Source organism: Pectobacterium aroidearum, from assembly GCF_015689195.1.
GTDB lineage: Bacteria > Pseudomonadota > Gammaproteobacteria > Enterobacterales > Enterobacteriaceae > Pectobacterium > Pectobacterium aroidearum.
This window is the reverse complement of the sequence record NZ_CP065044.1, coordinates 1689157-1711515: the sequence shown is the minus strand read 5'-3', so window position 1 is coordinate 1711515 and position 22359 is coordinate 1689157. Positions and strand designations below refer to the sequence as shown.

Here is a 22359-nt window from a genome sequence, read left to right as displayed (position 1 = left end):
GCACATGCAGCTTGAAGTATGACGGGGATTAACGGCCTCAATAATGAGGCCGTAATACAACGCTTACTGAATCCCCTGACTGCGCAGGTAATCTTCATAGTTGCCGGTGAAATCGTTCACTTTATTTGGCGTAATTTCCAGAATACGGGTCGCCAACGAGCTAACGAACTCACGGTCATGAGAAACGAACAGCAGCGTCCCTTCGTACATCTCTAGCGCCATGTTCAGCGATTCAATGGATTCCATATCCAGGTGGTTGGTCGGTTCATCCATCACCAGAATATTCGGACGTTGCATCATCAGCTTACCAAATAGCATGCGGCCTTTTTCACCACCGGATAACACCTTCACTTTCTTCTTGATATCATCCTGGCTGAACAGCAAACGACCCAGCACGCTGCGTACCGCCTGCTCGTCATCTTTTTCCTGCTTCCACTGGCTCATCCAGTCAAACACCGTCAGCGTCTCATCGAATTCGTATTCGTGATCCTGCGCGTAGTAGCCAATTTTGGCATTTTCTGACCACTTCACGGTGCCGCTATCTGGCTGAAGATCGCCGACCAGCGTTTTCAACAGCGTCGATTTACCAATACCGTTGGTACCCAGGATCGCCACTTTCTCACCGACTTCGATCATCAGACCCAGCTTGCTAAACAGCGGGCCGTTATCAAAACCTTTGCTCAACGCTTCCACTTCCAGCGCATTACGGAACAGTTTCTTATCCTGATCAAACCGGATAAACGGGTTTTGGCGGCTGGACGCTTTCACTTCATCCAGCTGGATTTTATCAATCTGGCGCGCACGTGATGTTGCCTGTTTGGATTTAGAGGCGTTGGCGCTAAAGCGACTGACGAACGATTGCAGTTCGGAAATTTGCGCTTTCTTCTTGGCGTTATCGGCCAGTAAACGCTCGCGAGCCTGCGTCGCAGCCGTCATGTATTCATCGTAGTTACCGGGATAAATACGCAGTTCGCCGTAGTCCAGATCCGCCATGTGCGTACAAACCATGTTCAGGAAGTGACGGTCATGCGAAATGATGATCATGGTGCTGTTACGCTCGTTCAGCACCTGCTCCAGCCAGCGGATCGTATCGATATCCAGGTTGTTGGTCGGTTCGTCGAGCAGCAGGATATCGGGATCGGCAAACAGCGCCTGCGCCAGCAGGACACGTAATTTCCAGCCGGGAGCAATCTCACTCATCAAACCATAGTGTTGCTCAACCGGAATCCCAACGCCCAGTAACAGTTCGCCGGCACGAGATTCTGCGCTGTAGCCATCCATCTCACCGTATTGCACTTCCAGATCGGCAACTTTGTAGCCGTCCTCTTCACTCATTTCAGCCAATGAGTAGATACGATCGCGCTCTTCTTTTACCGCCCACAGTTCCCCGTGGCCCATGATGACGGTATCCAGCACGCTGTATTTTTCAAAAGCGAACTGATCCTGACGCAGTTTACCCAGGCGCTCATTAGGATCGAGGAAGACGTTACCGCCACTCGGCACCAGATCGCCACCGAGAATCTTCATGAATGTGGATTTACCGCAGCCATTTGCGCCAATCAAACCGTAACGGTTGCCGCCGCCAAATTTAACGGAAATGTTTTCAAACAACGGCTTGCTGCCGAACTGCATGGTGATATTGTTGGTACTTAACACAGCACTTATACTCGAGTCGGAATGTGATTTGGCGCGCATTATGCCACAAGCGCGCGATAGGATCGCGGTTAGTTTTGAGTAATATTTAAGCGATAGCGCATACAGGAGAGAAATGCGATGCCGATAGTACGTCGTTTCAAACAGGTCGACGTTTTTACCCAACAGCCTTTCAAGGGCAATCCGCTTGCCGTCATTCTGGAAGCAAATGGGTTAACCGATGCGCAAATGCAGAATATCGCGCGTTGGACAAACCTGTCAGAAACCACGTTTGTCCTGCCAGCTACCGATCCTCTGGCGGATTACCACGTGCGCATTTTTACGCCAGAATCGGAAATGCCCTTTGCCGGACACCCGACGCTAGGCACCGCACATGCCCTGCTGGAAGAAGGATTGCGCCCGAAATCCCCAGGTCAGTTAGTGCAACAGTGCGGCGTTGGCTTAGTTCCGATCAATATTCATGACGATGGCAGTCTGGCTTTTCACGCACCGCAGGCCACCATGGTTCCGTTCGGTGACGAGCATATGCCACTGCTGGAAAAAACGCTTGGCATTACTGGTTCTGATAATGCTGCTATCGATAACCGCTACCCGCCCACCGCAGTACACATGGGCATTCGCTGGCTAGTGATTCGCGTCGACAGCGCTGACACCTGTCTGAACATCACACCCGATGCAGACGCGCTCTCAGCCGTGCAAAACCTCAGCCAGACTAACGGCATCGCCATCTACGGCCCGCACGATAACGCGACGCCAGCCGATTATGAAGTTCGCGCATTCTATATTGAACGTGGCCATCTCAAAGAAGATCCGGTTACCGGCAGTGCCAACGCCTGTCTGGCAGCGCTGCTTCGCCAGCAGCACTCGACCAATAACGTCACCGCGCCACTCAGTTACCTGGCACGACAGGGCACGATGCTGCACTGCGATGGCCGGATTACCGTCACTTACCTGAACGACGAACCCTGGATCGGCGGGCACAGCGTCACGATCGTTGACGGTACTTTGCAAGGGTAAGGGAGGGATTTTATGGAAACGCCGGTTGTAGATCCGTTATTTGCAGACAAACTGTATGAGCTACGTCATCAGCCCCATCTGCGCCTAACGATACAGGAAGAATGCGATGCCGATGCGCTCTTCAGCCTGATTCAGCAGGAAAAAGCCCGTCTGCGGCGAACGTTACCCTGGCCAGATTCCGTCACGAGTGTCGATGACACGCGTGAAACCATTGGCGACAACAGAAAGGCGTTCTTTGACAAAACCTCTGCCGTGTATCTTATCCGCTGGGACGACGCGCTGGCTGGCATCGTCTCCTTCAATACGATTCAGGATAAAGAAGGCGTCATCGGCTACTGGCTCGCCGAAGCATTTGAAGGGAAAGGCATCATTTCTCAGGCCGTCAGCACGCTGATAACAGCCTATGCCGATGCCAATCTCGTTGATCGCTGCGTCATCAAAGCCTCAACCGCCAACACACGCAGCAACGCCGTTGCTCAACGGCTCGGCTTCCGTTTTCATCACCTGGAGAAAGATGCAGAGCGGATTGGTGAGCAATGGTTCGATCATAATATTTATCACTACCCCACCTGACACGGCCTCATCTTGCATTCCCTCACCTGATGCGCAGCGCTATTGGCGCGTATCAGGTTCGTTTCGCTCTACGGCGCACGCTATTTGCCAACTCGTTATATTTTTGTGACTAACATCACAAAAATGTTGAAATCCAATTTCATCTCCGCTACCATTAAAAACGTGATGAACATCACACTTAATTAACCCGTTAGAGGAGTCTGATAATGACTATGTTTCGTAGAATCAGCAAATTCTTTAAAAGAATGGGAGATGTTTATGTCAGCTACTGTGAACGTATTGGGTCAATCATCAGCCCGTTCTGATTGTGATATAAACAATCTCTAAAGCCGCCTCCTATAGGCGGCTTTTGTTTTTCTCCTGCTCCCACATCCTATTCATCTCTCTTTCTTTTTTGTCTACCCGTACGTCACAGATCTGTGCGGCACACCGCATGCCTGAACATTCTCTTTTAAAAACAGCCCAATGCGTTCTCCTTTCACAGCACAATCATCGTTAACAGACTATGCTTTTCTGTAGCTGTACTTGCTTCGCGTCCCTGACGTCTGCGCTAAAAGATATACCCTAAATAATTCGAGTTGCATGAAGGCGGCAACCGAGCGAATCCCCAGGAGCTTACACAGGTAAGTGACTGGGGTGAGTAAGAGCAGCCAACGCACAGGCAGCTTGAAGTATGACGGGTATAAAAAGGACATGACTATGAGTAAAGTTAAGCAACAGGATATTGACCGTCTGATCGAACTGGTTGGCGGACGCGAAAACATCGCGGCTGTCACGCACTGTATTACCCGTCTCCGCTTCGTCTTGCATGATTCGTCCAAAGCTCATCCCAAAAACATTGAAGAAATGCGTATTGTCAAAGGGTGCTTTACCAACGCAGGACAGTTTCAAGTCGTGATTGGCACCGACGTCGACGAGTATTACAAAGCGCTGCTCGCCACGACGGGCAAAGGCGAAATCAATAAGGAAGAGGCCAAAGTCGCCGCCCGCCAGAATATGAGCTGGTTTGAGCGCAGCATTTCACATTTTGCCGAGATCTTTTTCCCGCTGCTTCCTGCGCTCATTAGCGGAGGCTTGATCCTTGGGGCGCGTAACGTGATCGGCGATATCCCGATGCGCGACGGGCAAACGCTGGTACAAATCTACCCGACCTGGCAAACCATCTACGATTTCCTCTGGCTGCTGGGCGAAGCCATCTTCTTCTATCTCCCCGTTGCGGTCTGCTGGTCAACCGTACGTAAAATGGGCGGCACGCCCATCCTCGGCATCGTACTCGGTATCACGCTGGTCTCGCCGCAGTTAATGAACGCCTACCTCATCGGGCAGCAAACGCCCGAGGTATGGAATTTTGGCTGGTTCACGATTGAGAAAATAGGCTATCAGGCACAGGTTATCCCTTCCGTCCTCGCCGGGATGTCGCTGGCGCTGATTGAAACTCGGCTGAAGAAAATCGTGCCGGATTACCTCTATCTGGTGGTTGTGCCTGTAACCTCACTGATTCTGGCCGTTTTCCTGGCGCATACCTTGATTGGCCCCTTTGGTCGTATGATTGGCGATGGCGTCGCCTGGGCCGTGAAAGCCGTCATGACGGGCAGCTTTGCTCCGATTGGCGCCGCGCTGTTTGGGTTCCTTTATGCACCGTTGGTCATCACGGGCGTGCACCAGACAACGTTAGCGATTGATATGCAGATGATCCAGAGTATGGGCGGTACGCCAGTCTGGCCACTCATCGCGCTGTCCAACATTGCTCAGGCAGCAGCCGTCGTTGGAGTGATTCTCGTCAGCCGAAAAGCCAACGAACGCGAAGTTTCAGTTCCCGCCGCCATTTCCGCCTTTCTTGGCGTGACCGAACCAGCCATGTATGGCATCAACCTGAAATACCGCTTTCCGATGCTGTGCGCCATGATCGGCTCCGCCGCCGCCGCGCTCATTTGCGGCCTGTACGGCGTAACAGCAAATGGCATCGGTGTCGGTGGATTGCCGGGCATTCTCTCCATCAAGCCACAGTTTTGGGGAATCTTTGCTCTCGCCACGCTGGTTGCCGTCATCATTCCGATTGTATTGACGGCGCTGGTCTATAAACGTAAGAGCCGTAATGGCACGCTGGACCCCGCATAGATTAGGAGGATTGTTCATGACTACCTCGCTTCCCTGGTGGCAAAACGGCGTAATTTATCAAATCTACCCGAAGAGCTTTCAGGACAGTACCGGAAATGGCATTGGCGACATCGCCGGCATCACAGCCCGACTCGATTACCTGCAACAGCTGGGCGTTGATGCAATCTGGCTAACTCCGGTTTATCTTTCCCCTCAGGTTGATAACGGTTATGACGTCGCCGATTACTGCGCCATCGATCCAACCTACGGCACGATGGCCGATATGGAAACGTTGATTGAAGAAGCGCATCGCCGTCGTATTCGTGTCGTCATGGATATGGTGTTCAACCACACCTCTACGCAGCACCACTGGTTCCTGAACGCACAGGATCGCCGTAGCCCCTACCGACATTTTTACATCTGGCGTGATGGCAATGACGGTGCGCTACCCAATAACTGGCGTTCAAAATTTGGCGGCCCAGCCTGGCAGTGGCACGCGGAAAGCAAACAGTATTACCTGCACCTTTTCGCCACTGAACAGGCTGACCTGAATTGGGAACACCCACGTGTACGGGATGAATTAAAGCAGGTCTGTGAATTTTGGGCGGACAAAGGTGTAGACGGACTGCGGCTGGATGTGATCAATTTGGTCTCTAAGCAACAGAATTTCCCGTCAGACGCTCAGGGTGATGGACGCCGTTTCTACACCGATGGTCCATTGATTCATGATTACTTGCAGGAATTCAGCCGGGATGTTTTTCAGCCCCACGGTTTAATGACCGTCGGCGAGATGTCATCGACCTCGCTGGAACACTGCCGTCGCTACGCCGCGTTGGACGGTAGTGAACTCTCCATGACGTTCAATTTTCACCATTTGAAAGTCGATTATCCCAATGGGGAAAAATGGACGCTGGCAGAACCTGATTTCATCCAGCTCAAGCAGATTTTTACTCACTGGCAGCAGGGTATGCACAACCATGCCTGGAATGCGCTGTTCTGGTGTAACCACGATCAGCCGCGCATCGTGTCGCGTTTTGGCGATGAAGGCGAATTCCGCGTGCAATCCGCCAAAATGCTGGCGATGGTGCTTCACGGCATGCAGGGCACGCCCTATATCTATCAGGGCGAAGAACTGGGGATGACCAATCCCGGCTATACGCAGATTGAACAATACCGGGATATTGAAAGCCTGAATCAATTTGCTGAACAGCGCGAGCGGGGTCAGCCAGATGCACAAACCTTGGCAATCCTCGCCAGCAAATCACGCGATAACGGCCGTACACCGATGCAATGGGATGCCAGTAACCATGCCGGATTTACGACCGGCACACCGTGGATAGCACCGTGTCAAAACTTTGCCCACGTCAACGCAAAGCAAGCATTGTCAGATAAGGCGTCCGTTTTCTACACCTATCAACAGCTTATCGCTATGCGTAAAGCGCTACCACTACTGACATACGGAGACTATCAGGATTTGCTGCCAGACCATCCCAGCATCTGGTGCTATCAGCGTATCTGGGAAGAACAACGGCTTCTGGTGCTGGCAAACCTCAGTAAACAGCCTCTGCGCTGGCAGCCTCCCATTGATATCCACGGTCGCCGCTGGCGACTGTTATTCAGCAATTACTCGGATGCTCAACCTCAACCCGCAATACTGGAGCTACGTCCGTTTGAAGCCATATATTGGGTACAAGGCATGCAGGAGAAAGAGGATAAGATTCAGGAATAGAGGATTTCGGAGGATGTAGCGGGGAATCCCGCTACATGATGGCAGAAACTAGCGCTTAGCCAGCAGCAATCCCAGCACCAGGCCGACGGTGGCACCAATACCGATACCGTGCCAAGGTTTGTCATGCACATAAATATCGGCTTTATCGGCCACCTGTTTTGCACGCGCATAATAGCTGTCCGTTACGCCAATGCGGGCTTTAACTTCCAGCAGCGCTTTTTCCGCTCCCTTCTTCAAATCAACATAGGCTTGGTCTGCCTGATCGCCCGTATAGCGCAGTACTTCATCCAGCGTTTCAGACAGAAGTTTTAAATCATCATCAACACGAATTTCTTCAGGCTGTTTTTTAGTTGCCGCCATAAAGTGCTTCCTTCTGTTATGAAAAGTCATAGTTATAAATCGTTGCCTTCTTAACTATAGACAATTTTTCCTGACATCTACGGCTTCAGCAGACCAGATCATTCCTAAAACGTATTTTGCCTGCTCTCACTACCATGCGAGAACGTGGTGATTTTGCTGATAAAAAAACGCCGTTGATTCTCATCAACGGCGTTTCGTCATTCAACCCGACTCTTGTCGGAGGTTACAGCATTGGCTGCGCCAACTGTACCAGAGAGATAAGCGGCTGCGGATACAAACCGAAGAACAGCACTGCGATGGAGGAGATCAGTACCACCACGCCGCCCGCAGTTAAGGCCCAATTGTTTGGCGTATCACGCTGTAGCTGTTGAGGCGCTGTCAGGTACAGGCTCACCATCACGCGCAGGTAATAGTACAAACCAATGGCGCTACCCAGCACGACCGCACCAGTCAACCACCACAGTTCAGCATTAACACCGACAGCCAGCACATAGAATTTACCGAAGAAGCCCAGCGTCATCGGGATCCCCGCCAGCGACAGCATCATCACCGTCATCACCGCGGACAGGATCGGTTTATGCCAGAACAAACCACGGTAAGAGAACAGCGAATCGGCATCCGGGCCACGGTACGGGCTGGACATCAGGCTAACCACACCGAATGCGCCCAAGCTGCTGAACAGGTAACCCACCAGATACACGCCGACAGTTTCCAACGCCAGCTGATGGCTCTGAACCGCGATAAGTGCAACCAACAAATAACCCAGATGCGCGATGGAGGAGTAACCAAGCAGACGTTTGATATTGGTTTGCGATACCGCCATCACGTTACCGAACAGGATCGATGCGAACGCGATAACGCCCAGCACGATTCTGACAGACTCGCTGTCAGCCATCGGTGCGTACAGGAACAAACGCATTACTGCACCGAAAACCGCAATTTTACCAGCCGTAGCCAGGAAGGTAGAGACTGGCGCAGGCGCCCCTTGATACACATCAGGCGTCCACAGCTGGAACGGCACCAGAGACAGCTTGAAGCCCAGACCGACAATCATCATGCCCAGACCAGCCAGCAGCAGTGGTTCATGGATTTGATGATCGCTCAGGCTCTTACCGAGGCTGGCAAAACTCATATCGCCCGATTCAGCATAAATCAGCGCCATACCAAACAGCAGGAAGGAAGACGCCGCCGCCGACAGCAGCATGTATTTAATACTGGCTTCCAGCGAACGTTTCTGACGGAAGGCATACCCCACCAGACCAAACAGCGGAAGAGAAAGCAGTTCAATCCCGATGAACAACGACGCCAGATGGTTGGCGCTTGACAGCAGGATTCCACCCAACGCAGCAATCAGAACCAGCAGGTAGAACTCATCGCGATTGTCTGGGTAGCCTTGCAGCCACGGATAGGCAAACGTACTGGTTGCCAGACTCGCAAGCAGAACCAGCCCGGTATAGAACATTGAGAAGCCATCAACACGCAGCAGCGGCGTCACGTCCGTTGGGCCAGCCTGGCCGACAAAGTACAGTGACAGCAACGCAATATTCAGGCCGATAACCGTCATGGTTGCGTTGACAAAATGGTTGCGTCGCCACGCAATGCACAGCATCACAACCACTACCGTCAATCCGACGATCAACAGCGGCGATAGCGCAATTAGTTGTTGAAGAGTTATTGTCATGGCGAATTACGGCCTTGTTGTTGAAATAATTGAATCTGGAGCAGACGACATAAACCACTGCTGGATATTTGACATCGCGGCACTGGAGGTATCCAGAATCGGTTGCGGGTAAACCCCTAACAACACCAGTAATACCACCAACAGCATCACGATAGACAATTCGCGGATCGACATACTCTTCAATGGCTCATCAGATTTAGGCGCGCCGTAGTAAGCACGCTGCATCATGATCAGTGAGTAGACTGACGCAAATACCAGACCGAAGGTTGAGATCACCGTAATCACCGGCACAACCTGATAGCTGCCGAACAGAATCATGAATTCGCCAACAAAGTTGCCCGTTCCTGGCATCCCCAGCGTCGCGACAGCAAAGAACAGAGACAGCGCTGGCAGATATTTCAAACGCGCCCACAGGCCGCCCATTTCACGCATGTCACGAGTATGCAGACGCTCGTACAGTTGACCGCACAGAATAAACAGACCGGCAGCGGACAGGCCGTGCGCAATCATCTGAATCACTGCGCCCTGATAAGCCAGTTGATTACCGGAATAGATGGCAATCATGACGAAGCCCATGTGGGACACCGAGGTGTAAGCGATCAGGCGTTTGATGTCAGTCTGTTTAAACGCCAACCAGGCACCGTAGAAGATACCAATCACACCCAACCACATGGCAATCGGTGCAAAGGCATGGGAGGCGTTCGGGAACAGCGGCAGGCTGAAACGCAGCAGACCGTAGGCCGCCGTTTTCAACAGGATCCCCGCCAGGTCAACAGAACCTGCGGTTGGCGCCTGGCTGTGTGCATCCGGCAGCCAGCCGTGCAACGGCACAACAGGCATTTTTACAGCAAACGCGATGAAGAAGCCCAGCATCAGCAGATATTCAACACCATACGACATCGGCGTCTTCAGCAGGTCTTCATAGTTGAACGTCCAGACACCGGTGGCATTGTGATGCACAAAGACCAGCGCCAGAATCGCAATCAACATGATCAGGCCACTTGCCTGGGTATAAATGAAGAACTTGGTCGCCGCCGTAATTCTGGTTTTACCGTCAGAGCCTTTATGCCCCCACAGTGCAATCAGGAAGTACATTGGTACCAGCATCATTTCCCAGAAGAAGAAGAACAGGAACATGTCGATGGCAAGGAACACACCGATAACGCCGCCCAGAATCCACAGCAGGTTCAGGTGGAAGAAGCCCTGATAGCGCTGAATTTCATTCCAGGAACAGAGGATTGCCAACACGCCCAGCAACCCCGTCAGCACCACCATCAGCAGCGACAGGCCGTCCAATGCAAGATGGATACCGATGCCGAAGCGCGGGATCCACGGCACATAAAACTCGGATTGCCATTGTGGCACGCCTGTCGGCGCGGTCAGTGAGTAACCGCCTTGCAACCACAGTTGCAGAGACAGTGCGAGTGTCAGCCCCATTGCAATCAACGCTATCCAGCGCGGTACTTTCGTACCAAAACGCTCTAACTGCCAGCACAGCAGACCGCCGATAAAGGGGAGAAGAATTAGCCAAGGTAGTAGCATGGCGTTTTGTGTCCCTAAATTAAAGAAATCTGAAAACTTGCCGTGGCGGGCATCCCTCTCTGCGGAATGCCCTGCCTTTCATACGTTACCGGATGCCGCGTTACACCAGCAGCAACAAGGCCAGCACCAGCACGGCACCAAAGCCCATAGAAGCAACGTACCAGCGCAATTGACCATTCGCACTGAGTGCCAGCCCACGGTTACCCCAACGGGTAATCGTAGCCGGGATGGTCATCAGCCCATTTAACGGATCACGCTGCAACAGCTTCGCGATAGCCAGATACGGTTTAACAAAGACATGGTCGTACAACCAGTCGAAGCCCCACGCGTGGAACCACCAGGTCGAGAAGAAACGACCCGGAGCACTCTTCGCGATGCTGCTCACCGCCTGACGTTTACCCAGCCACAGCACAGCAGCAAGCAGAATACCGGCAATCGCCACCACGCCAGAGGTAATTTCCAGCGTCATCAACTGGCCGTGTTCAAGCTCAGTCGTCGCCGGCAACACACCGTGCAACGGCGGAACAATCATCGCACCAATAAAGGTGGACAGAACCATCAGCACAACCAGCGGTAAGTGGTGAGAAATGCCTTTTCCTGCATGCGCTTTGGTTTTCTCTTCACCGTGGAACACGATGAAAATCATACGGAACGTATACAGCGAGGTCATGAAGGCACCGACCAATCCAGCCACCATCAGATTGATGTGACCATTGGCCCATGCGCCAGCCAGAATCTCGTCTTTACTGAAGAAGCCTGCGGTAACCAGCGGCAGTGCAGCCAGCGCCGCGCCCCCAACCAGGAAGCAGACATAAACCAGCGGAATCGTTTTACGCAGGCCGCCCATCTTGAAGATGTTCTGCTCGTGGTGGCAGGCCAGAATGACCGAACCAGAAGAGAGGAACAGCAGCGCTTTAAAGAACGCATGCGTCATCAGATGGAAAATCGCGGCATCCCATGCCTGAACGCCCAGCGCCAGGAACATGTAGCCAATCTGGCTCATGGTGGAATAGGCCAGCACGCGTTTGATGTCGGTTTGCACCAGAGCGGCAAACCCCGCCAGCACCAGCGTTACCGCACCCACAATACCCACCAGATGCAGGACATCCGGCGCCATCAGGAACAGGCCATTGGTACGTGCAATCAGGTAAACACCTGCGGTAACCATCGTAGCGGCGTGGATCAGTGCAGAGACCGGCGTTGGGCCAGCCATCGCATCCGCCAGCCAGGTTTGCAGCGGCAGCTGTGCAGATTTACCGACCGCACCACCCAGTAACATCAGCGTAGCCCAGGTGATTTCCGGTGAACCTTCAGCCAATTTCTGCGGTGCTAATACCATCAGCTCGCGGAAGTTGAGCGTACCCAATTCTTTGTAAAGGATGAACAGAGCAAAAGCCAGGAAGACGTCACCTACACGCGTAACGATGAAAGCCTTCATTGCCGCCGCGCCGTTCTTCGGATTGGTGTAGTAGAAACCGATCAGCAGGTAACTGCACAGCCCCACCCCTTCCCAACCGAGATACATCAGCAACAGGTTATCTGCCAGTACCAGAACGACCATACTCGCGATAAACAGGTTGGTGTAGGCGAAGAAACGAGAATATCCCTCTTCCCCACGCATGTACCAGGAAGCAAACAGGTGAATAAAGAAGCCGACGCCCGTAACCACGGACAGCATCGTCACCGCAAGACCATCGAGCGTCAGCGTTACGCTGATGTCGAAATTACCCACGGCCATCCATGTCCACAAATGCTGATTAAAGAAGGTGACGCCGCCGTGCTGTTGGCCCATGAAATCGACCACAACCCAAGAGGTAACCAACGCTGCCAGACCAATCGAGCCAACACCGACGGTCGCGGACGTATTTTCCGACCAGCGACCGCGGGAAAATGCCAGCAACAGAAAGCCGAGCAGCGGGAAGAGTATTGTTAAATAGAGTAAGTTCATCCGCGCATCTCACTGACTGTATCAATATTCAGGGTCTGACGACGACGATACATCTGTAACAACAGCGCCAGACCAATACTGGCCTCAGCCGCTGCCAGCGTAATCGCCAGAATGTACATCACCTGACCATCCGGCTGCTGCCAGTAACTTCCCGCGACGACAAATGCCAGCGCGGCAGCGTTGATCATAATTTCAAGACTAATCAACATAAACAGCAGGTTACGACGAATTAACAGACCAGTCAGCCCTAGAACAAACAGGATAGCGGCTAAAATCAACCCATGTTGTAACGGAATCATGCGCGTTCCCCCGTTATTTTCTTCTCAACGTCCTGGTTCGCGCCTTCTTTACTGACAACGTCACCACGTTTATCTTCACGACCAATGTGGAAAGCGACAACCAATCCCGCCAGCAACAGCATTGACGCTAATTCAACGGCCAGAACATAAGGCCCAAACAGGCTGATACCCACGGCTTTCGCCTCAACAGGCGTGCCAGTGATGCCCTGCTCTTTCAAGCTGAGGATTGCATTGACGACAATGACCAGCAGCGCCAGAGAGAGAATGCCAGGCCCAACCCAAGCGCTGGGTTTCAGCCAATTCCGCTCTTGTTCTTCCACGGAGTTGCCGAGGTTGAGCATCATGACGACGAACACAAACAGCACCATGATGGCGCCCGCATAGACGATGATACTCAGCGCACCGGCAAAATTAGCCCCGAGCGAGAAAAAGACGCCCGCAATCGCCATAAGCGAGGTGACCATATACAACAGTGCATGCACAGGGTTGGTATGCGTAATGACGCGCAATGTCGCCAATATCGCAATCAAACCTGTGGTATAAAAAGCGAATTCCATGCTAGCTCCTTAGGGCAACAGGCCTTTGACATCAATAGGTTTGGCTTCGTTTTCCGCTTCGCCTTTGTCTTTCCCATCGATTGCCATACCAGCCATCCGGTAGAAATTGTATTCCGGATATTTACCCGGCCCCGATATCAGCAGATCTTCTTTCTCGTACACCAGATCCTGACGTTTGTAATCGCCCATTTCGAAATCCGGCGTCAGCTGGATAGCGGTTGTCGGGCACGCCTCTTCGCAGAAGCCACAGAAAATGCAGCGTGAGAAGTTGACGCGGAAGAACTCGGGATACCAGCGACCATCTTTGGTTTCCGCTTTCTGCAACGAGATACAGCCAACCGGACAGGCCACCGCACACAGGTTGCAGGCAACGCAACGCTCTTCACCATCAGGATCGCGCGTCAGCACGATACGACCACGGTAACGCGGCGGTGGATTCACAGGCTCTTCGGGATACATTCTGGTTTCGCGCTTCTTGAAAGCATTCGAACCCACCATACAGATACTGCGTATCTGGGTGCCGAAACCAACCACTAAGTCTTTCAATGTCATGGTTTATTCACCCCTTCTTAAGCGTTGTACAAAATGACGGCCGCTGTCGCCAGCAGATTCAAAAGCGTTATCGGCAGACAGACTTTCCAACCGAAAGACATCACCTGGTCATAACGCGGACGGGGTAACGAAGCACGAATCAGGATGAACATCATCATGAAAAAGCCCGTTTTCAGCGCAAACCAGACAAATGGAGGTAGGATTGGACCATGCCAGCCGCCGAAGAACAGCGTCACCATCAGCGCAGAAACCGTAACGATCCCGATGTATTCCCCGACAAAGAACAGACCGAATTTCATACCGGAATATTCAATGTGGTAACCATCGGCAATTTCCTGTTCAGCTTCAGGCTGGTCAAACGGGTGACGGTGACACACCGCCACGCCTGCAATGGCAAATGTAATAAAGCCGAAGAACTGCGGGATAACGTTCCACAGGTGTTCCTGAGAATCGACGATGTCACGCATGTTGAACGAGCCCGCCTGAGCAACAACGCCCATCAGCGACAGGCCGATGAACACTTCGTAGCTCACGGTCTGCGCAGAAGCACGTACCGCCCCCAGCAGCGAGTATTTGTTGTTACTCGCCCAACCGGCAAACAGCACTGCGTAAACTGCTAAACCCGCCATCATCAGGAAGAACAGGATCCCGATGTTCAGATCGGCGACACCCCAGGTTGGCGTGATCGGCACAATCGCAAAGGCAATCAGCATTGACGTGAACGCGATCATCGGTGCCAACGTGAAGATCACCTTATCGGTAAAGTTCGGCACCCAGTCTTCTTTGAAGAACATTTTGATCATGTCAGCGACAAGCTGTAATGAACCGCCCCAACCTACCCGGTTTGGTCCATAACGTCCCTGGAAGAGACCGAGCAGTCGACGTTCACCCATACTCATGAATGCGCCACAGGTCACCACAACCAGCAGAATCACGATCGCTTTTCCGACGGTGATCAGAATCTCGGTTAATTCCGGTGTTAACCAACTCATTGTGCGGCCTCCCGCAGATTTTCAACGGTTGCACCCGCCAGCACCGGTGCAATACCCGGCAAGCCCAGCGGTAAACCAACCTGTCCCTGACTCAATTCCGCACTTAAGCGCAGTGGCAGACGTAGCGTTTGTCCTGCACAGGTCAGCTCCAGCAATGTACCGGCGTTCACACCCAGCGTTGCCGCATCAGCCGGGTTTACCATCACGTAAGGCTCTGGCATACGCTGCTGAATCACGTCGGAACGCTGTGACATTTCATCACTGCCAAACAAGTGATAATACGGCGCAACGCGCCATTGACCCGCTTGTGGGACGAAAGCCGCAGGGATGTTGTCGAAATATGCCAGTGAACCTTCTCCGGCTTCGATCATACGCACACCGGGATCGCCATGACGCAAATGTCCGCCCACTTCATCCTGGAATTTGTTCCAGGCTTGCGGTGAGTTCCAGCCTGGTGCCCAGGCAAACGGAATCTGCTGACGATTGGCTGTCGGACTGTTGTTCCCTTCCATTGAGAAGGCGAACATGGTGTCTTTATCGACGGGCTGGCGCGGTTCATGCACGCTGATATTGGCACGCATCGCAGTACGGCCACTGGAACGAATCGGTGAACGCGACAGTTTCTGACCACGAATACGGAACGAGGCGTCCGGCGCAGCATCTTTGATCGCCGCCAGCTGTGGCAGTGCCGCAACACACGCATCAATCACATTATCCAACTGCGTCCAGTCAACCTGACGGCTGTTGTAAGTGATATACAGCGAGTGCAGCCAGCGCCAGCTTTCCAGCATTACGACTTTGTCGTTGTAGTACGTTGGATCATAAACCTGGAAGAAACGCTGCGCGCGGCCTTCCTGATTAATCAGCGTACCGTCGCTTTCAGCGAAGCTGGCAGCGGACAGAATGATGTTGGCCTTGTCCATGATGCGAGTACGCTGGTGGTCAACCACAATCAGGTTTTCCGCTTTTTCCAGCGCAGCATCAACGCGAGCAATTGGAGCATGGCGGTAGAGATCGTTCTCCAGCACAACCACGCTGTCGGCTTCGCCGTTTTCCAACTGCGCCAGCGCATCATCCAGCGAACCGCCACCCATGATTGACAGCCCGATGCTATTCGCAGCAGGTGCAACAAAGGTAATACCGACGTCAGAACCACGATTCTTTAGCGCTTTAGCAACGTTTGCCGCCGCGGCGATCACGTCTTCGCTGCCAGCATTGGTGCCGGAAATGATGAGCGGTTTTTTCGCACCGGCCAGCGCCTGTACGATGATATCGACTTTCTGGTCAAGACCCGCAGCCAGATCGGTAACCGCTGGAGCACTGCTATCCAGACCGTGTGCAATAGCAAAACCAAGACGCGCCTGATCGGCAACTGGCGCACGGTAGTTCCATGCTGCGATGTCGTCCAGACGAGTGCTGTCTACGTTAGTGACAAAGAGTGGGTGCTTGGCGTGTTGACCAATGTTCATGATCGCCGCGATCTGCCAGTCAGCCACTTTCTGCGCTGCTGCCATTTCACGGGCTTTGCCTTTAACGGCTTGACGAACGGCCAGTGCGATACGCGCTCCCGTCTGCGTCAAGTCTTCACCCAGAATCAGAACCGCATCGTAGCCTTCGATCTCACGCAGCGCTGGCGTTCTCACACCACTTTCGCGCAGCACTTTCAGGATCAGTTGCAGACGATTTTGTTCTTCCTGCGCAATACCAGTGTAGAAGTTCTCTGCCCCTACCAGCTCACGCAAAGCGAAGTTGCTTTCGATGCTGGCACGCGGCGAACCGATACCGATCGTTTTCTTCGCTTGACGCAGCACATCCGCCGCACCTTGCAGAGCCTGATCGGCATTCAGCGCGATCCAATCATCACCGCGACGTTGCAGCGGCTGGTTTGGACGGTCTTTCTGATTAACATAGCCGTAGCCAAAACGGCCGCGGTCACACAGGAAATAGTGGTTTACGCTACCGTTAAAACGGTTTTCGATACGACGCAGTTCGCCATAACGTTCACCGGGGCTGGTATTACAACCGATGCTGCACTGTTGGCAGACGCTCGGTGCAAACTGCATATCCCATTTACGGTTATAGCGCTCGGAGTGCGTTTTATCGGTGAAGACACCGGTAGGACACACTTCAACCAGGTTACCGGAGAATTCGCTTTCCAGCGTGCCATCTTCCGGGCGACCGAAATAGACGTTGTCATGCGCGCCGTAAACGCCGAGATCTTTGCCATCCGCATAGTCTTTGTAGTAACGCACGCAGCGATAACACGCGATACAGCGGTTCATTTCATGAGAAATGAATGGGCCGAGATCCTGATTGCGGTGAGTACGCTTGGTGAAGCGATAACGACGGAAGTTCTGCCCCGTCATGACCGTCATATCCTGCAAATGACAGTTACCGCCTTCCTCACACACCGGGCAATCGTGCGGGTGGTTGGTCATCAGAAACTCAACTATCGTCTTACGGAATAGTTTCGCTTCTTCATCTTCAATCGCGATGAACGTTCCTTCGGTTGCTGGTGTCATACAAGACATCACCAGACGACCGCGGGTGTCTTCCGCGTTTTGATACTGTTTTACCGCACAGAGGCGGCAGGATCCGACGCTCCCGAGCGCGGGGTGCCAGCAAAAGTAAGGAATATCAAGTCCCAGAGTCAGGCAAGCTTCCAGAAGGTTGTCTGCTCCGTTTACTTCATACTCTTTGCCGTCTACATGAATAGTAGCCATAGTCAGCATGCTTCCATAATGGCCCGTGTTGCCACGAGCGCTAATCAAAAATTCTGTATACCCTCATCTTTCAAATCGCAAATGCGTTGGCTACCTGCGTCCTGAAATCTATTGGGTTTATTGAGGGTGGCTTATTTGCGCCACCCTGCGGATACATTCACTGCATCTCGCACATGTTGAGCGATAACTTACCAGCGCTCTTTCAACAGGTTAGGCTGAATACCGCCAATCGCTTTGACGTTGCCTAAATACTGTTTAGAGATACCCGCTTCGAATTCTTCCCGGAAATACTTGATGGCACTTTGCAGCGGCTCGACCGCACCCGGCGCATGCGCACAGAAGGTGTTACCCGGTCCGAGGAAACGGCAAAGCTGTTCCAGCGTTTCGATATCGCCAGGCTGGCCTTCACCATTTTCCAGCGCACGCAGAATCTTCACGCTCCACGGCAAACCATCGCGGCACGGCGTACACCAGCCACAGGATTCACGGGCGAAGAACTCTTCCAGATTGCGCGTCAGCGAAACCATATTGATTTCGTGATCGACAGCCATCGCCAGCGCCGTACCCATACGGCTACCGGCTTTCGCAATGTGCTCAAAATCCATCGGCAGATCGAGATGGTTTTCCGTCAGGAAATCCGTCCCTGCGCCGCCCGGTTGCCAGGCTTTCAGTTTCAGACCATCGCGCATACCGCCCGCGTAGTCTTCCAGAATTTCACGCGCCGTGGTGCCAAACGGCAGTTCCCACAGGCCAGGATTCTTGACGCGACCAGAGAAGCCCATCAGTTTCGTGCCGGCATCTTTACTTTTACCCGCAGACAAGCCCTGATACCACGCCGCACCATGTTCGATAATCGCCGGTACGTTACACAGCGTTTCCACGTTGTTGACGCAGGTCGGTTTACCCCAAACACCCGCAGACGCCGGGAATGGCGGCTTCGAACGTGGGTTGGCACGACGGCCTTCCAGCGAGTTAATCAGTGCCGTTTCTTCACCGCAGATATAACGCCCTGCGCCCGTGTGCACGAACAGCTCGAAATCAAACCCGCTACCCAGAATATTCTTGCCCAGCAGGCCAGCGGCTTTCGCTTCTTCGATTGCCCGACGCAGGTGGACAGCAGCTTCGATGTATTCACCACGCAGGAAGATGTAGCCGCGGTAGGCTTTCAGCGCAAACGCGCTGATCAACATACCTTCAACCAGCAGATGGGGCTCTTGCTCCATCAGCAGGCGGTCTTTATAAGTCCCTGGCTCCATCTCATCCGCGTTACACAACAGGTAGCGGATGTTCATACTTTCGTCTTTCGGCATCAGGCTCCACTTCAAGCCTGTCGAAAAGCCCGCTCCGCCACGCCCTTTCAGGCCAGCGTCTTTAACCAGTGAGACCACTTCATCCTGCGCCATGCCGGTTAACGCTTTTTGCGCCGCGACATAGCCGTTTTTGCTGCGATATTCATCCAGCCATACTGGCTGTTTGTCTGCGCGTAAACGCCAGGTCAGAGGATGCTGCTCAGCAGTCAGAACAATGTTTTTACTCATTGATACTGCTCCAATAACGATTCAATTCCTTCCGGCGTCACATGGCTATGGGTATCGTCGTCAATCATCATTGACGGCCCCTTGTCACAGTTCCCCAGGCAGCAGGTCGGCAACAGCGTGAAGCGTCCATCGAACGTTGTCTGTCCCGGTTTGATGCTGAGCTTACGCTCAAGCGCAGCCTGTACGCCCTGATAGCCATTGATGTGGCACACGACACTGTCGCAATAGCGAATGATGTGGCGCCCAACCGGCTGACGATAAATTTGGCTATAGAATGTCGCTACGCCTTCCACGTCACTGGCTGGAATGCCCAGCACATCGGCAATCGCGTTGATCGCACCATCCGGTACCCAGCCGCGTTCTTTCTGCACAATTTTCAGTGCTTCAATGGACGCCGCGCGCGCATCTTCATAATGATGTTTTTCGTGTTCAATCGCGTCACGCTCGGCGTCGCTCAACACAAAAACGTTGTTATCAGAAATGTTGCGTTCAGAAATATTGTGATCAGGCATAATTAGCGGTCCACATCTGACATAACGAAATCAATACTGCCGAGGTAAACGATCAGATCGGATACCAGACATCCGCGAATAACAGAAGGAATCTGTTGCAGATGCGCATAGCTCGGCGTGCGAATACGGGTACGGTAGCTCATCGTGCCGCCGTCACTGGTCAGGTAATAGCTGTTGATGCCCTTTGTTGCCTCAACCATCTGGAATGATTCATTGGCAGGCATAACCGGCCCCCAGGAAACCTGAAGGAAGTGGTTAATCAGCGTATCGATATGCTGCAATGTGCGCTCTTTTGGCGGCGGCGTCGTCAGCGGGTGATCCGCTTTGAACGGCCCTTCCGGCATGTTCTTGAGGCACTGATCCAGAATACGCAGGCTTTGGCGCAGCTCTTCAACCTTCAGCATCACACGGCTATAGCAATCGCTGATGCCGTCACCGACAGGCACTTCAAAGTCGAAGTTTTCATAGCCGGAATACGGACGCCATTTGCGCACGTCAAAACCAATACCTGTCGCACGCAGACCCGCACCGGTTACGCCCCAATCCAACGCTTCTTTCGCATTGTAAGCGGCAACGCCCTGAGTACGACCTTTCAGGATGGTGTTCTGCAGTGCAGCCTTAACATAGGTATCCAGGCGGCTCGGCATCCAGTCGAGGAATTCACGCAGCAGACGCTCCCAACCACGTGGCAGATCGTGCGCCACCCCGCCGATGCGGAACCAGGCAGGGTGCATACGGAAGCCGGTAATCGCTTCAACCAAATCGTAAATTTTCTGGCGGTCAGTAAACGCAAAGAACACCGGTGTCATCGCACCGACGTCCTGAATATAGGTACTGATATACAGCAGGTGGCTATTAATGCGGAACAGCTCAGACAACATCACGCGAATCGTTTTGACGCGATCAGGTACCTCAATGCCCGCCAGTTTTTCTACGGCAAGCACGTACGGCATTTCGTTAACGCAGCCGCCGAGGTATTCAATACGGTCGGTATAAGGAATGTAGCTGTGCCAGGACTGGCGTTCGCCCATTTTCTCCGCGCCACGATGGTGGTAACCCACGTCAGGCACGCAGTCGACGATTTCTTCGCCATCCAACTGCAGGATAATACGGAAAGCACCGTGTGAAGACGGGTGGTTTGGACCGAGGTTGAGGAACATGAAGTCCTCATTTTCGGTGCCGCGCTTCATTCCCCATTCTTCCGGTTTGAACGTCAGCGATTCCATTTCCAGATCTTCTTTCTGCTTGGTCAGCACGAAAGGATCGAATTCGGTCGCACGCGCTGGATAATCTTTACGCAACGGGTGCCCTTCCCACGTATGCGGCATCATGATGCGCGTCAGGTGCGGGTGGCCGTTAAACGTAATACCAAACATTTCCCACGTCTCACGCTCATACCAGTTGGCATTCGGGAACAGTTTGGTCACGGTCGGTACGTGCAGATCGCTCTCGGCCAACGCGACTTTCAGCATGATGTCGCGGTTACGCTCGATGGAAATGATGTGATAAAAGACGGAGTAGTCGGCGGCAGGTAGGCCTTCACGGTGGGTGCGCAAACGCTCATCCATACCGTGCAGGTCAAACAGCATAACATAAGGCTTTGGCTGTTTTTTCAGGAATGCGACAACGTCCAGTAATTGCTCACGTTTGACCCACACGACGGGAATACCTGTGCGGGTTGCTTGTACAGTAAATGCATCTGGTCCAAAACGGTTACACAGCTCGCCAACGACCGGATCGTCAAGGTGATCGCGGGTTTGCCAGCCTGGCTGAGCGAGATCGTGTGTCGTTAAATCTGTCATAAATATGTCACCACATTAAATGTGCTATTTCTGCATCTGATAATGACCGCACACTATTATCGGGGTATTACACGGTCACCGGGTTTATCATCTACAGGTCAAATCTCATCAGGCGAGCGCAGGTTGGTCACAGCGATTCGCTCGCCGCGTTTGCGTTCACGCTCAGATTGCATATTGGCACGGTAAACGCCCTGTTCACCTACCACCCATGACAGAGGGCGGCGTTCTTTACCAATGGATTCTTTCAGCAGCAACAGCGCTTGCATGTAGGCTTCAGGACGCGGAGGGCAGCCTGGAATATACACATCAACAGGCAGGAATTTATCTACGCCCTGAACGACGGAATAGATATCGTACATACCACCGGAGTTAGCACAGGCGCCCATGGAGATAACCCATTTAGGCTCAAGCATTTGCTCGTACAGACGCTGAATAACGGGGGCCATTTTGGTAAAACAGGTTCCCGCTACGACCATGAAGTCGGCCTGACGTGGCGATGCACGCAGAACCTCAGCACCAAAACGCGCCACGTCATGAACCGCCGTAAATGACGTCACCATTTCTACGTAGCAACAGGAAAGGCCGAAGTTGTACGGCCACAGGGAGTTCTGACGCCCCCAGTTCACCGTATCGTGTAAAGCATGTTCCAGTTTGCCCATGTAGACACTGCGGTGAACATGTTGCTCCAGAGGGTCGGAAACGATCTCCTGACGTTGCAGGGGATAACGGTCATTCTCACCGTCCGGCTCTATGCGGGTGAGCGTATAGTCCATCTTAAAATGCC

18 protein-coding genes are annotated in these 22359 nt (G+C 52.9%); 4 read left to right on the top strand and 14 right to left on the bottom strand.

The annotated features are described in order from the left end of the window. Positions 1 to 63 precede the first annotated feature (63 nt). Positions 64 to 1656 (bottom strand): ABC-F family ATPase, encoded by a 1593-nt coding sequence (locus tag I2D83_RS07640; protein WP_015840950.1) that lies wholly within the window; start codon positions 1654 to 1656, stop codon positions 64 to 66. A 117-nt stretch (positions 1657 to 1773) separates the two neighbouring features. Between I2D83_RS07640 and I2D83_RS07635 the strand changes: the two genes are divergently transcribed. The 4 genes from I2D83_RS07635 (at position 1774) to treC (ending at position 7069) form a co-directional block, all read left to right on the top strand. Further along, entirely contained in the window at positions 1774 to 2670 is an 897-nt protein-coding gene (locus tag I2D83_RS07635) for a PhzF family phenazine biosynthesis protein (protein ID WP_181828997.1), read from the top strand. Between the two features lie 12 nt (positions 2671 to 2682). After that, positions 2683 to 3243: a GNAT family N-acetyltransferase gene (locus I2D83_RS07630; RefSeq protein ID WP_205947818.1), complete on the top strand. Its 561-nt coding sequence runs from the start codon at positions 2683 to 2685 to the stop codon at positions 3241 to 3243. Positions 3244 to 3942: 699 nt separating this feature from the next. Then, on the top strand, positions 3943 to 5361 hold the full coding sequence (treB, locus tag I2D83_RS07625) for a PTS trehalose transporter subunit IIBC (RefSeq protein WP_205947817.1): 1419 nt from the start codon (positions 3943 to 3945) through the stop codon (positions 5359 to 5361). A 16-nt stretch (positions 5362 to 5377) separates the two neighbouring features. After that, on the top strand, positions 5378 to 7069 hold the full coding sequence (gene treC / locus I2D83_RS07620) for an alpha,alpha-phosphotrehalase (protein ID WP_205947816.1): 1692 nt from the start codon (positions 5378 to 5380) through the stop codon (positions 7067 to 7069). A 48-nt stretch (positions 7070 to 7117) separates the two neighbouring features. On the opposite strand, the gene elaB is transcribed toward treC, so the two are convergent. From elaB to I2D83_RS07555, 13 genes are all read right to left on the bottom strand, one after another. Next, positions 7118 to 7429 (bottom strand): stress response protein ElaB, encoded by a 312-nt coding sequence (gene elaB / locus I2D83_RS07615; protein ID WP_015840956.1) that lies wholly within the window; start codon positions 7427 to 7429, stop codon positions 7118 to 7120. A 223-nt stretch (positions 7430 to 7652) separates the two neighbouring features. Further along, positions 7653 to 9110 (bottom strand): NADH-quinone oxidoreductase subunit NuoN, encoded by a 1458-nt coding sequence (nuoN, locus tag I2D83_RS07610; RefSeq protein ID WP_180777643.1) that lies wholly within the window; start codon positions 9108 to 9110, stop codon positions 7653 to 7655. 6 nt (positions 9111 to 9116) lie between these two features. Continuing rightward, on the bottom strand, positions 9117 to 10652 hold the full coding sequence (gene nuoM / locus I2D83_RS07605; RefSeq protein ID WP_015840958.1) for an NADH-quinone oxidoreductase subunit M: 1536 nt from the start codon (positions 10650 to 10652) through the stop codon (positions 9117 to 9119). Positions 10653 to 10752: 100 nt separating this feature from the next. Then, complete coding sequence (gene nuoL, locus I2D83_RS07600) at positions 10753 to 12600, bottom strand: NADH-quinone oxidoreductase subunit L (RefSeq protein ID WP_205947815.1); 1848 nt, start codon at positions 12598 to 12600, stop codon at positions 10753 to 10755. Continuing rightward, complete coding sequence (gene nuoK, locus I2D83_RS07595) at positions 12597 to 12899, bottom strand: NADH-quinone oxidoreductase subunit NuoK (RefSeq protein WP_005969835.1); 303 nt, start codon at positions 12897 to 12899, stop codon at positions 12597 to 12599. Before nuoK ends, nuoL begins: the two co-directional genes overlap by 4 nt. Beyond that, positions 12896 to 13456, bottom strand: a complete 561-nt coding sequence (gene nuoJ / locus I2D83_RS07590; RefSeq protein WP_015840960.1) for an NADH-quinone oxidoreductase subunit J — start codon at positions 13454 to 13456, stop codon at positions 12896 to 12898. The genes nuoK and nuoJ overlap by 4 nt, the downstream gene beginning before the upstream one ends. Before the next feature lie 9 nt (positions 13457 to 13465). After that, a complete protein-coding gene (gene nuoI, locus I2D83_RS07585) occupies positions 13466 to 14008 on the bottom strand; it encodes an NADH-quinone oxidoreductase subunit NuoI (RefSeq protein ID WP_015840961.1) in 543 nt (180 codons plus the stop codon). Positions 14009 to 14025: 17 nt separating this feature from the next. Beyond that, positions 14026 to 15000 carry an NADH-quinone oxidoreductase subunit NuoH gene (nuoH, locus tag I2D83_RS07580; protein ID WP_015840962.1) on the bottom strand — a complete coding sequence of 325 codons (975 nt, stop codon included), beginning with the start codon at positions 14998 to 15000 and terminating at the stop codon, positions 14026 to 14028. After that, a complete protein-coding gene (gene nuoG, locus I2D83_RS07575) occupies positions 14997 to 17723 on the bottom strand; it encodes an NADH-quinone oxidoreductase subunit NuoG (protein ID WP_205947814.1) in 2727 nt (908 codons plus the stop codon). The genes nuoH and nuoG overlap by 4 nt, the downstream gene beginning before the upstream one ends. Positions 17724 to 17911: 188 nt before the next feature. Beyond that, positions 17912 to 19261 (bottom strand): NADH-quinone oxidoreductase subunit NuoF, encoded by a 1350-nt coding sequence (gene nuoF / locus I2D83_RS07570; protein ID WP_180777642.1) that lies wholly within the window; start codon positions 19259 to 19261, stop codon positions 17912 to 17914. Then, positions 19258 to 19773 carry an NADH-quinone oxidoreductase subunit NuoE gene (nuoE, locus tag I2D83_RS07565; RefSeq protein WP_015840965.1) on the bottom strand — a complete coding sequence of 172 codons (516 nt, stop codon included), beginning with the start codon at positions 19771 to 19773 and terminating at the stop codon, positions 19258 to 19260. Before nuoE ends, nuoF begins: the two co-directional genes overlap by 4 nt. Positions 19774 to 19775: 2 nt before the next feature. Further along, on the bottom strand, positions 19776 to 21575 hold the full coding sequence (nuoC, locus tag I2D83_RS07560) for an NADH-quinone oxidoreductase subunit C/D (protein WP_015840966.1): 1800 nt from the start codon (positions 21573 to 21575) through the stop codon (positions 19776 to 19778). A gap of 98 nt (positions 21576 to 21673) precedes the next feature. Continuing rightward, positions 21674 to 22348, bottom strand: coding sequence for a NuoB/complex I 20 kDa subunit family protein (locus I2D83_RS07555; RefSeq protein WP_005969846.1), 675 nt, complete (start codon positions 22346 to 22348; stop codon positions 21674 to 21676). Positions 22349 to 22359 lie beyond the last annotated feature (11 nt).

What these genes read in the sequence shown, in the direction of transcription:
- treB (WP_205947817.1), top strand. Translation starts at nt 3,943, where the DNA reads ATGAGTAAAGTTAAGCAACAGGATATTGACCGTCTGATCGAACTGGTT.
- nuoE (WP_015840965.1), bottom strand. Translation starts at nt 19,773, where the DNA reads ATGCCTGATCACAATATTTCTGAACGCAACATTTCTGATAACAACGTT.
- I2D83_RS07630 (WP_205947818.1), top strand. Translation starts at nt 2,683, where the DNA reads ATGGAAACGCCGGTTGTAGATCCGTTATTTGCAGACAAACTGTATGAG.
- nuoC (WP_015840966.1), bottom strand. Translation starts at nt 21,575, where the DNA reads ATGACAGATTTAACGACACACGATCTCGCTCAGCCAGGCTGGCAAACC.
- nuoF (WP_180777642.1), bottom strand. Translation starts at nt 19,261, where the DNA reads ATGAGTAAAAACATTGTTCTGACTGCTGAGCAGCATCCTCTGACCTGG.
- nuoK (WP_005969835.1), bottom strand. Translation starts at nt 12,899, where the DNA reads ATGATTCCGTTACAACATGGGTTGATTTTAGCCGCTATCCTGTTTGTT.
- nuoI (WP_015840961.1), bottom strand. Translation starts at nt 14,008, where the DNA reads ATGACATTGAAAGACTTAGTGGTTGGTTTCGGCACCCAGATACGCAGT.
- nuoN (WP_180777643.1), bottom strand. Translation starts at nt 9,110, where the DNA reads ATGACAATAACTCTTCAACAACTAATTGCGCTATCGCCGCTGTTGATC.
- treC (WP_205947816.1), top strand. Translation starts at nt 5,378, where the DNA reads ATGACTACCTCGCTTCCCTGGTGGCAAAACGGCGTAATTTATCAAATC.
- nuoH (WP_015840962.1), bottom strand. Translation starts at nt 15,000, where the DNA reads ATGAGTTGGTTAACACCGGAATTAACCGAGATTCTGATCACCGTCGGA.
- elaB (WP_015840956.1), bottom strand. Translation starts at nt 7,429, where the DNA reads ATGGCGGCAACTAAAAAACAGCCTGAAGAAATTCGTGTTGATGATGAT.
- I2D83_RS07635 (WP_181828997.1), top strand. Translation starts at nt 1,774, where the DNA reads ATGCCGATAGTACGTCGTTTCAAACAGGTCGACGTTTTTACCCAACAG.
- nuoL (WP_205947815.1), bottom strand. Translation starts at nt 12,600, where the DNA reads ATGAACTTACTCTATTTAACAATACTCTTCCCGCTGCTCGGCTTTCTG.
- nuoG (WP_205947814.1), bottom strand. Translation starts at nt 17,723, where the DNA reads ATGGCTACTATTCATGTAGACGGCAAAGAGTATGAAGTAAACGGAGCA.
- I2D83_RS07555 (WP_005969846.1), bottom strand. Translation starts at nt 22,348, where the DNA reads ATGGACTATACGCTCACCCGCATAGAGCCGGACGGTGAGAATGACCGT.
- nuoJ (WP_015840960.1), bottom strand. Translation starts at nt 13,456, where the DNA reads ATGGAATTCGCTTTTTATACCACAGGTTTGATTGCGATATTGGCGACA.
- nuoM (WP_015840958.1), bottom strand. Translation starts at nt 10,652, where the DNA reads ATGCTACTACCTTGGCTAATTCTTCTCCCCTTTATCGGCGGTCTGCTG.